At 64.3% G+C, this 9,424-nt stretch carries 7 protein-coding genes; 4 read left to right on the top strand and 3 right to left on the bottom strand.

Going from position 1 to position 9,424, the window contains the following annotated elements; genetic code table 11:
• Window positions 1-263, top strand: a 263-nt coding sequence (locus A2J03_RS25630; RefSeq protein ID WP_156520585.1) for a prolyl oligopeptidase family serine peptidase, incomplete at its 5' end; no start/stop codon positions are given.
• On the opposite strand, the gene A2J03_RS25625 is transcribed toward A2J03_RS25630, so the two are convergent.
• Together A2J03_RS25625 and ppk2 are read right to left on the bottom strand one after the other, a co-directional pair.
• Window positions 253-1,089, bottom strand: coding sequence for an alpha/beta hydrolase family protein (locus A2J03_RS25625; RefSeq protein WP_068379829.1), 837 nt, complete (start codon window positions 1,087-1,089; stop codon window positions 253-255). The two genes, A2J03_RS25630 and A2J03_RS25625, sit on opposite strands and share 11 nt — an antisense overlap.
• A 698-nt stretch (window positions 1,090-1,787) precedes the next feature.
• A complete protein-coding gene (ppk2, locus tag A2J03_RS25620) occupies window positions 1,788-2,699 on the bottom strand; it encodes a polyphosphate kinase 2 (protein WP_068379838.1) in 912 nt (303 codons plus the stop codon).
• Window positions 2,700-2,852: 153 nt separating this feature from the next.
• On the opposite strand from ppk2, the gene A2J03_RS25615 reads away from it, so the two are divergent.
• The 3 genes from A2J03_RS25615 (at window position 2,853) to A2J03_RS25605 (ending at window position 7,823) form a co-directional block, all read left to right on the top strand.
• On the top strand, window positions 2,853-3,053 hold the full coding sequence (locus tag A2J03_RS25615) for a PspC domain-containing protein (protein ID WP_068379825.1): 201 nt from the start codon (window positions 2,853-2,855) through the stop codon (window positions 3,051-3,053).
• 66 nt (window positions 3,054-3,119) lie between these two features.
• A complete protein-coding gene (locus tag A2J03_RS25610; protein ID WP_068379822.1) occupies window positions 3,120-6,371 on the top strand; it encodes a BTAD domain-containing putative transcriptional regulator in 3,252 nt (1,083 codons plus the stop codon).
• Between the two features lie 87 nt (window positions 6,372-6,458).
• Window positions 6,459-7,823, top strand: coding sequence for an FAD-binding oxidoreductase (locus A2J03_RS25605; protein ID WP_068379819.1), 1,365 nt, complete (start codon window positions 6,459-6,461; stop codon window positions 7,821-7,823).
• A gap of 6 nt (window positions 7,824-7,829) precedes the next feature.
• Here the strand turns inward: A2J03_RS25605 and A2J03_RS25600 are convergent, their stop codons facing one another.
• Window positions 7,830-9,227 carry a glucose-6-phosphate dehydrogenase gene (locus A2J03_RS25600; protein WP_156520584.1) on the bottom strand — a complete coding sequence of 466 codons (1,398 nt, stop codon included), beginning with the start codon at window positions 9,225-9,227 and terminating at the stop codon, window positions 7,830-7,832.
• Window positions 9,228-9,424: the final 197 nt, after the last annotated feature.

Raw genomic sequence — 9,424 nt, 5'->3', positions numbered from 1 at the left:
CGTATCAGAACGTCGTCCCCGCGAGCGAGAGACAGTACCCACCGATTCTCATTGCTACCTCCACGCGTGACGACCGGGTGCACCCCGGTCACGCCCGCAAGATGGCGGCCAGGCTCGAAGAAGTCGGGCAGGACGTCAGCTACTTCGAGAACATCGAGGGTGGGCACGGCGGAGCCGCCGACAACGCGCAGTTGGCCTTCAAGACGACGCTGGCCTACCAGTTCCTGTGGAGGTCGTTGACCCGCCCGGAAGTCACCGGTTGAACCACGCCTCGATCTCGTCGACGACCGTCGACGACTGCCTGATCCACTCGTTGTGACCACGTGGCGACTCGAGGTGTCGCGTGGTGACGTCCGCGTTCGGGAACTTGGCCAACAGGTTCGTCATGGAGCTGCGGGGCGCGAGATCGTCGCCGGCGAGCGTGACAGCGAGAATCGGCAAGGTCAGACGCGCGATGCGTTCCTCGTAGTCGATGTCCGCCCCTGCCGGTTCGATCTTGCCTGATCGGGCGAAGCGGGACCAGTCGTCGATCAGCACTTTCGACTGGCGGCCGAAGCCGCCGATGTCGATACGGTCACCGGGCCAGAAGCCGGCGATACTACTGGTCAACGACATTGCGGCAGCGCCGACGAACAGGGACGCGCCGCGCGCGACACCGAAACCGCGATGGTACGGCGAACCGGACGCGACGAGGATCAGACCGCCGAGGCGACCGCGAATGCGGGCGGCATACAGCGATGCGAGCTGGCCGCCCATGCTGTGACCGAGAGCGAATGGGGTGGCGTCGGGAAACCGCTCCCTGACCACCTCGAAAATGGCAGGGAAGTCGACCGAGACCAGTTCCTGATATCCGTACTTGCTCGCTCCGCTCGGCTTGGGTCGGCTGTCTCCCTGCCCTCTGAGGTCCGCGGTGGCCACATGGAATCCGCGCTCGGTCAGCGCCTGGGCGAAGAGAACGTAGTAGCCACTTGGAATGCCGAGACCTGGAAGAACCACGATCACCGGCAAGTCGGAACGTGGCGCTGAGGATTCGAACAGATTCACTGGGACGGTCGAGCCGTCGGGCATCTGGATCGGCACGGTCTGCACTCGGCAACACTTGCATACGAAGAACGCCGACCGAGACCCCGGTAGCGGTCTCGATCGGCGTTCGCCGAAGAGGGTGTTCGAGCTACACGCTCAGAACAAGGAAGCCGAGGCACTCGTCTCGCTCGAACCCGAGTCGGAGCTGCCCGACAGCAGTGTGAGGAGGCTGAGGAGGTCTGAAAGTTCGATCTTGTTCGAGGGCTTGATGGACATCTGTGAAACTCCTTCAATTCGAGGTTGGGCTACCTGGCCAGCGAATTTACGAAAAGCTCCCGCTGCCCGATGTATTAGTACCAACCCACCAGCGAATTGACTACGAATCGACGATAAAAGTCCGAATGCACGTAATTCGTCGATAAACCGGAAACTTGTTTCAGGCGGTAATTTTCGACCACCGCGGCCCCCGACGCCGCGTATGGTCTGCTGAATCAGGCTGCGCTGCCCGAGAACAGCAGGTCGACGATGCGGCCGGAGATGACATCGATGACGCCGTCGTACACGCCGCTGATGATGTCGTTGATGAACATTTCTGCAGAACCCATGAGCACTCCTCTATTGGAAACGAGCCGATCGATCACGACCCATATACGTTCTTACCGCATTAATGGGCGCAGGCGGGGATGCCCCCGTTAATTCAGGTATCAGTCCTGGTTAACGCGGTAGGGGCGTAGCCGTTCGAATACTCGCGAGTAATGCGCGAATCACTCGCCGATCACGTCGCGGGCTCGCCCGACGAGCAATGGGTCGGTTTCTCCGACGATTTCAGGGTCCTTGTTCGCGTAGTCGTATTTGTTGAGAATGAACCGCATCGCGTTGATTCGGGCGCGCTTCTTGTCGTTGCTCTTGACGATCGTCCACGGAGCGACGTCGGTATCGGTAGCTCGGAAGCTCTCCTCCTTCGCCGCTGTGTACGCGTCCCACTTGTCGAGGGAGGCCAGATCCATCGGCGAGAGCTTCCATTGCCGAACCGGATCGACCTGGCGGATCGCGAACCTGGTCCGCTGCTCGAGCTGGGACACCGAGAACCAGAACTTGGTGAGACTCACGCCGTCGTCGACGAGCATCTGCTCGAACAGGGGTGCCTGACGGACGAACCGCGCGTGCTGGTCCTCGTCGCAGAACCCCATGACACGTTCCACGCCTGCGCGGTTGTACCAGGAGCGGTCGAACATCACGATCTCGCCGGCTGCGGGCAGGTGCTGGATGTAGCGCTGGAAATACCACTCCGTGGATTCACGAGCCGACGGCTTCTCCAGGGCTACGACGCGAGCTCCGCGCGGATTCATGTGCTCCATGAAGCGCTTGATCGTTCCGCCCTTGCCCGCAGCGTCGCGACCTTCGAACACCATCACGTGGCGTCGGCCGGTGTCCTTGATCCACATCTGGAGTTTGAGCAGCTCGATCTGCAGCAGCCGCTTCTCCATGTCGTACTCTGCGCGCGTCATCCGCTCTTCGTAGGGATAGTCTTCGCGCCAGGTATCGACGACTCGTCCGTCGGGAGCGGTCAGCAGGATGGGATCGTCGTCGTCGTTGTCGTCGACGGTGAATCCCGAGGTGTCCGCAAGGTCGACGGCAGTGGCGATATCGCCGATCGCGCTGAAATCTAGAGTCATAGTGCGAAAAGCTAGCCGTGAGCGGGAACGAAACGGTGACGGTTCGATGAACGCCAGACGCTCGAACGCTCGCGGCACTTCGGAAACCTCAGGGTCGAAGATAGGGGTTCTTCCCGATGTGCCGGACCCCGTGCGACGCGCAGACTTCTTCCCATGACATACACGAACCCTCCCAAAGAATTCGTACGCTCCGACAAGCATAAGATGATCGCCGGTGTCTGCGGCGGCGTAGGCGAGTACTTCGGGATCGACCCGAACCTCGTCCGAGTCCTCACCGTCATCGGCGTCTTCGTCACGGGCGGCACGCTGGCACTCGTCTACCTCGCCGCCTGGATGCTGATGCCCCTGCGTTGAACAAACCCTGCGCTGAACCGGTCGACCGGGCGGACGTGAGTTGGATTCGATACCCTCACGTCCACCATGACCAGCCCGTCGGTGTCGATCAACGTATTCGGGAGCACACGCGCCCAGATCGACGGCCAGCGCGTCAACCTCGGTAGTCGCGGCCAGCGCGCAGTTCTGGCGAGGCTGGTCGCGGCGGGTCCCAGGGTGGTGAGCACCGACCTACTGATCGAGGATCTGTGGGCCGGCGATCCGCCACCGCGCGCGCTCGGTGCGCTGCAGGTGCACGTGTCGAATCTCCGTCGCGCGCTGGAACCGAACCGGCCGCCGCGCACACCGGCGTCCGTACTGGTCAGCGCGCCTCCCGGATATGCATTGAATCTGCCCGACGAGTCCGTCGACGTCTGGAACTTCGAACACCTTCTCGACACCGGCGCCGACGAGTCCGCGATTCAGCTCTGGGTCGATGGCCCGTACAGCGAGGTCGCGGACAGCCCCTGGGCAAGAAACGAGATCACTCGACTCGAGGACCTGCGCCGAGGCGCGGTGGAACGACATACCGAGGGTCTCATGAGAGCCGGACGATTCGCGGCGGCCAGTGCCGACCTCGAGGCCGTCGTCCGCGAGGCACCCGATCGCGAGGAGTCGGTACGACTGTTGGCCACGGCGCTCTACTACAGCGGAAGGCAGGCCGACGCGCTGAGCGTGTTGCGCCGCTCCCGCGACTACCTCGCCGAGGAGATGGGTGTCGATCCGAGCCCGGCGCTACGGACCCTGGAATCCGATATTCTCGCCCACACGGTTCCGACGACAATCGTTGCGGCACAACCGAAACCTCGCGCACACTCCACTGTTGTCGCCGCGGCACCAACCTCAAACGGCAGACCCGAGGAACTCCGGAAGCTACTCGCCGACGCCGAGGCCGCCTCCACATCGGGCCTGCGTCTGGCGTGGATCGGCGGCGAAGCTGGAGACGGAAAGAGCACGCTCGCCACGATGCTCACCGCATCACTCGTCGAACGCGGATGGAACGTCGCGTGGGGTCGATCCCTGGAGATCGACGGCGCACCACCAGCATGGGCGTGGTCGGAGGTCCTGACGGAACTGTCCGCGACCGCGGGCATGGACGCGGCCATGCGTGAACGGCTGGCGCCGATCCTGCCCGACGACGATCAACCTGTCCTCGGTGCGGTGCAGCCGTTCTGGCTGGGCAAGTGGGTTGCCGACTACCTCGAATCCGTTGCACGACTGACACCGACTGCGATCGTGCTCGACGACATACACCGAGCCGACGCACTCACTGTGTCGATTCTTCGGCAGCTCGCCGTCCGAGCACACACCGAACGTCTGTTCGTCGTCGCGACCTATCGTCGCTCGGAGATCACCGAGGATCTGATGTCCGCGTGGGCGACGTTGGTCGACGTGCCCGCGTCGCGGCTCGAACTCGAAGGACTCGGCCGGGACCACATAGCCGCTGTCGCACACAGTTTCGGACTCGATCGGATCACTGGTGCAACTCTCGATCTCATCGAGGAACGAACCGGTGGCAACCCTCTCTTCGTTCGCGAGCTGGCTCGCCTCATCGCGTCCGAAGGAACTCGTGCCGCACAAGAGACGGTTCCGACCGGAATCGGCGATGTGTTGCGCCGCAGATTCTCTCGGCTCCCGGAGCGTACGCTGTCCACACTGCGACGACTGTCGGTTCTAGGTCGAGGGTCCGACCTTGACACGTTGCTGGTGATGACGAACAGCGACGAGGATCAGTTGCTCGACGATCTCGAACCTGCCGTGCTGGCGGGGTTGTTGACGGAACCGGCGACCGACCGCGTGCACTTCACCCATGCGCTGGTCCGCGACACTCTGTATTTCGATCTCCCGCAGCTGCGCCGCCGTCGGGCTCACGCCCATGCGTACGAGGTCCTCCACCAGCGCCTGCCCGACGACCTGGCCGCGCATGCCCACCACGCAGCACTCGGCGCAACACCGACGACGGCACGAGTATATGCCCGCGTCGTCGTCGCCGCGGCCCGTCATGCCGAAGCCTACGGATCACACAAAGACGCTCTGGCACTGTGGCTTTCTGCGGTGACTACGCTCGACCTGGCACCGGGCGACACCGACACCGAACGACTCGAGCTCCTGATCCCTCTCGTCGCATCACTGGCACGCGCGGCCAACACCGTCGAGGCCCGGGCACGCCGCGCCGAGGCTATCGATATCGCCGTGCGCCTCGGTGATCGGCGTGCGCTCCTCGACGCGGTGACGTCGTGGCGAGCGCCGGTGATCTGGCACATCCGCGGCGGAGTCGCGGACGAACGGGTGCTCGCACCGCTTCGTGATCTGCTGGCCGATCCCGAGGCAACCGCACGGGATCGCGCCCTCCTGCTGGTGACGTCGGTCTTCGAAGTGGAGGGTCTCGATTCGGCGACCGCAAGTGCACAAGCGAGCGAGGCCGTCGCTCTCGCCGAGACGACCGACGATCCGGAAGTACTGTGTATGGCGCTCAACGCTTTCGGCTACATCGCATTCGGGCCGGATCACGACGATGATCGAGTGCTGCGAGCCCGTCAGCTGCTGTCCGTGGCGACCGAACACGGATTCGCCGACTATCAGGCCCTCGCTCACTTCCAACTGTTTCTGGCGTGCAACTCCGTCGTCGATCTTTTCGGTGCGCGCGCCCACGTCAAGGAAGCCGTGCGCTTCGCGAGCGGCACCGAACTGACTCAGCTGCTCGGAGTGCTGAGCATCTTCGGCGGGCTCGTCGACGTGCTCGCGGGCCGGTTCGAATCTGCTCGGGCCAGGTACGACGCCGTCGCAACGTACATGGACGAGCAGGGGTCCTCGAACGGGTTCGAGATACGACACATCGGCCGCTTGGCCACCGCGATTGCGACAGATGACTACGACGAGATACTCCGAGATCTGCCGTCGTTGGACCGTGACCTCCCGGTCCGCGTCCGCAATGCGTGGGTACTCGCGCTCGCCCGAACCGGGGACCTCGACCGGGCACGCGAGATCTGGGTGGAGACAGAGCCGTACCAACGCGACTACTACTGGCGAGGGATGACTGCGCTGCGCGCACATGCCGCGGTCGCGCTGGGCGATTTCGACGTGTGCAGACAGTGCTACGACGAGTTGCTGCCCTACACCGGCACATTCGCGGGAGTCGACAGCGGATCTCTGTACTGCGGACCCGTCGACGCCGCGCTCGCCGCCACCGCAGCGGCGCTCGGCCTCGACTCCGCCGCAGAGCACGCTGCGGCGGGACATGAGCTCATCGCCTCCACCCGGGAAGCACTGGTGGATCCGGGTTGGGTCGACGGCCCCTAGCGGCTGCAAGAGTTCTCCAAGTGAACTCCAATCGGCGGATGGTCTTGTTTTCATCGACACGTCACCGACCACACGAGGACAACTTTGATGACCACCACCGCGAGCACCACACTGCTGACGGACCTCGACGCCGCCACCCGCGGAGCCGTCCTGGCGCCGGGATCTGCCGAGTACATCGTCGAGGTCACCGGATTCAACGTTGCAGTCGAGCATCGTCCCGCAGCCGTCGTGGTGGCCGCGGACGCCGCCGATGTCGCCGCAGCCGTGCGCGTTGCGGCCGCAGCGGGCCTGAAGATTGCGGTCAAATGCACCGGCCACGGCGCGATTGCCGCAGGTCCTGACGCCGTTCTGATCTGCACACGCGCATTGACGACGCTAGCCCTCGACCACCACGGGCGAACAGCCACGATCGGCGCCGGCGTCGTGTGGCAGCAGGTGCTCGACGCTGCGGCACCCTATGGACTCGCCGCGCTGGCAGGCTCGGCGACTGCTGTCGGCGCCGTCGGATATACCCTCGGCGGCGGGCTGAGCCCAGTCGGGCGAACCTACGGGTTCGCCGCCGACCACGTCCGCAGCATCGAGGTCGTGACCGCCGACGGCGTCGTACGTCGCGCCGACGAACACCGGAACACCGACTTGTTCTGGGCGTTACGCGGCGGTGGCGCGGCGTTCGGAATCGTCACCGAGAGCGTGGTCGACCTGTTTCCGATCCAGACGGTGCTCGGCGGGGGCATCTTCTACGACATCGCCGACGCCCGAGCGGTACTCCGAGCCTGGAGTCTGTGGGTCCCGACGCTTCCCGAGTCGGTGTCGACCTCGGTAGCCATCCTGCATCTTCCGCCTACCCCCGAGCTTCCCGAACCACTCCGAGGCCGCACCGTGTTGCATCTGCGGCTCACGCACGTCAGCTGCTCCGAGGACGGGTACGCGTTGCTCGCGCCGATGCGCGGACTGGCCGTGCCGATCCTCGACACCGTCTCCGAGATTCCGTTCACGGCGATCGCCTCCGTGCACATGGACCCCGCCGACCCGATGCCGGTCATGGAACGCGGAATCTTGTTGAACGAGCTCACCGACGACGGACTCGAGATCCTCCTCGATGCCGCCGAGATGCCGGTGGCCGTGGTCGAGCTGCGCGCGATGGGCGGCGCGCTGCGCCGTGAACCAGCCCTGCCGAATGCAGTGGGTGGACGGGCTGCGGCCTTCAGTCTGCTCGCGGTCGGGATGTTGATCCCGCCGATCGCGGACATCGTGCCCGGAGTCCTCGAGCGCTTCGTGGACCGCTTCGAGCCGTGGAGCTGCGGCGCATTCATGAACATGGCAGGTGCCGCGACCGGCACGCCCGCAGACCGGGTCCGTGCAGGGTGGGACGCCCCGACCCAGGATCGTCTGGACGACATCCGTGCCGCGGTCGATCCGTTGCACATCTTCACCGCCGCTGCGCGCTGGTAATCCCGCTCAGCGCACCAACCAACCGCACGGCGACGCGAGCTGCTCGGACTCCTTCGGCCCCATGGACCCGCCCGCGTACTGCTTGATCGCGGGCGGGTTGTTCAGCAGCGGTGCCGCAACCTCCCACACGTGAGCCAGCCCGTCCGGTCTCGTGAACAAAGAACGATCCCCGTTCAGTACATCGAGAATCAGCCGCGAATACGGGGACAGCGGCTCGGCGTCCGGAACCTCCGGTAGCGGCAGGGACAGATGCCCGACCGACAGATCGAAATCCGGCCCCGGCTCCTTCACCGTCATCGCCATGTCGATGGCACCGTTGCCGGACAGATCGAACGACAGCACCGCGCCGTCGTGCGGAAGATCGGTCAGCGGACTGTTGGCAGGCTGACGGAACACGAGCGATACTCGTTGTGCGCTGACTCCCAACATCTTTCCGGTCCGCAGCAGGAACGGCACCCCGCGCCAGCGATCGGTGTCGACCCACAACTTCGCGGCGACGAAAGTGTCGACCGTCGAATCGACGGCGACGCCCTCGACGTCCCGGTATCCGTCGTACTGCCCGAGGACCACCTCGGACGTGTCGATCGGCCGGAAACATCCGATGACCGACTCCCGCGCAGACTGAAGGTCGTCGGCCCGCAACGACGCCGGAGGCTCCATCGCGATCTCCGCAGCGACCTGGAACAAATGCGTGACGAGCATGTCCAACACGGCGCCGGTGCTGTCGTAGAACTCCGCTCGATCGTCGATGTTCAAGGTTTCCGGCACGTCGATCTGCACCTGCGCGACGTGGTCGGAATTCCAGATTCCGTCGATCATCCCGTTGGCGAACCGCAGTACATGGAGATTTTGCGTGGCTTCTTTGCCCAGGAAGTGGTCGATCCGGTAGATCTGTTTCTCGTCCAGCACCGAGTGCACGGCTTTGTCCAGCTGCTTGAACGCCTCCTGCGACGTGCCGAACGGCTTCTCGTAGACCACCCGCGCGCCCTCTGCCAGACCATGCGCGCCGAGTGCCGCGGTGTAGTCCTCGAACGCGCTCGGCGGCAGCGCGATGTAGTGCACGAGCTGCGCGTCGTCACCTATGTCTTTGCGCCCGGCCTCCACTACCTCTGGAAGCCGGCCCGGATCGTCGACGGTGAAGCCGTTGCCCGCGAATCGGACGCGCTGGGAGAACTCGTCCCAGTCCTTGCTGTCGAGGTCGGAACCGAACTCCTTCAGCGCATCGTGGACGTGATCGCGGAACTCCTCGTCCGGGGTGTCGTGACGACCGTTTCCGATGAGCAACCATTTCTCGGGCAGCAGGCCCTCGACGTGGAGTTGGTAGAACGACGGCAGGACCATCCGCTTGGCGAGGTCACCGGTTGCGCCGAACAGGACGAAGATCGTGGGTTGCAAAGACGCCATGAAAACCATCATGCACCGACCGGGGCGCTGCTGTGGCTACAGTCGGTGAGATGGGAAGGTCACGGTTTCACGGCGAGATATTCGGTATAGGCACCGACTCGGGTGTGCGCATCGTGATCGGGCACTGGACGAACTCACCGCTCGGCGAGTTCACCGACGTGATGGTCCAGTTCACCGACGGCCATCGGCTCCTGCTC

Source organism: Rhodococcus sp. EPR-157 (assembly GCF_001647195.1).
GTDB lineage: Bacteria > Actinomycetota > Actinomycetes > Mycobacteriales > Mycobacteriaceae > Rhodococcoides.
The sequence above is the reverse complement of the archived record's forward strand: the minus strand, read 5'-3'. Positions and strand labels throughout refer to the sequence as shown.

Bases quoted from the DNA above. Each gene is read 5' to 3' on its own strand.
- A2J03_RS25600 (WP_156520584.1), bottom strand. From the start codon at position 9,227: ATGGCGTCTTTGCAACCCACGATCTTCGTCCTGTTCGGCGCAACCGGT.
- ppk2 (WP_068379838.1), bottom strand. From the start codon at position 2,699: ATGACTCTAGATTTCAGCGCGATCGGCGATATCGCCACTGCCGTCGAC.
- A2J03_RS25610 (WP_068379822.1), top strand. From the start codon at position 3,120: ATGACCAGCCCGTCGGTGTCGATCAACGTATTCGGGAGCACACGCGCC.
- A2J03_RS25605 (WP_068379819.1), top strand. From the start codon at position 6,459: ATGACCACCACCGCGAGCACCACACTGCTGACGGACCTCGACGCCGCC.
- A2J03_RS25615 (WP_068379825.1), top strand. From the start codon at position 2,853: ATGACATACACGAACCCTCCCAAAGAATTCGTACGCTCCGACAAGCAT.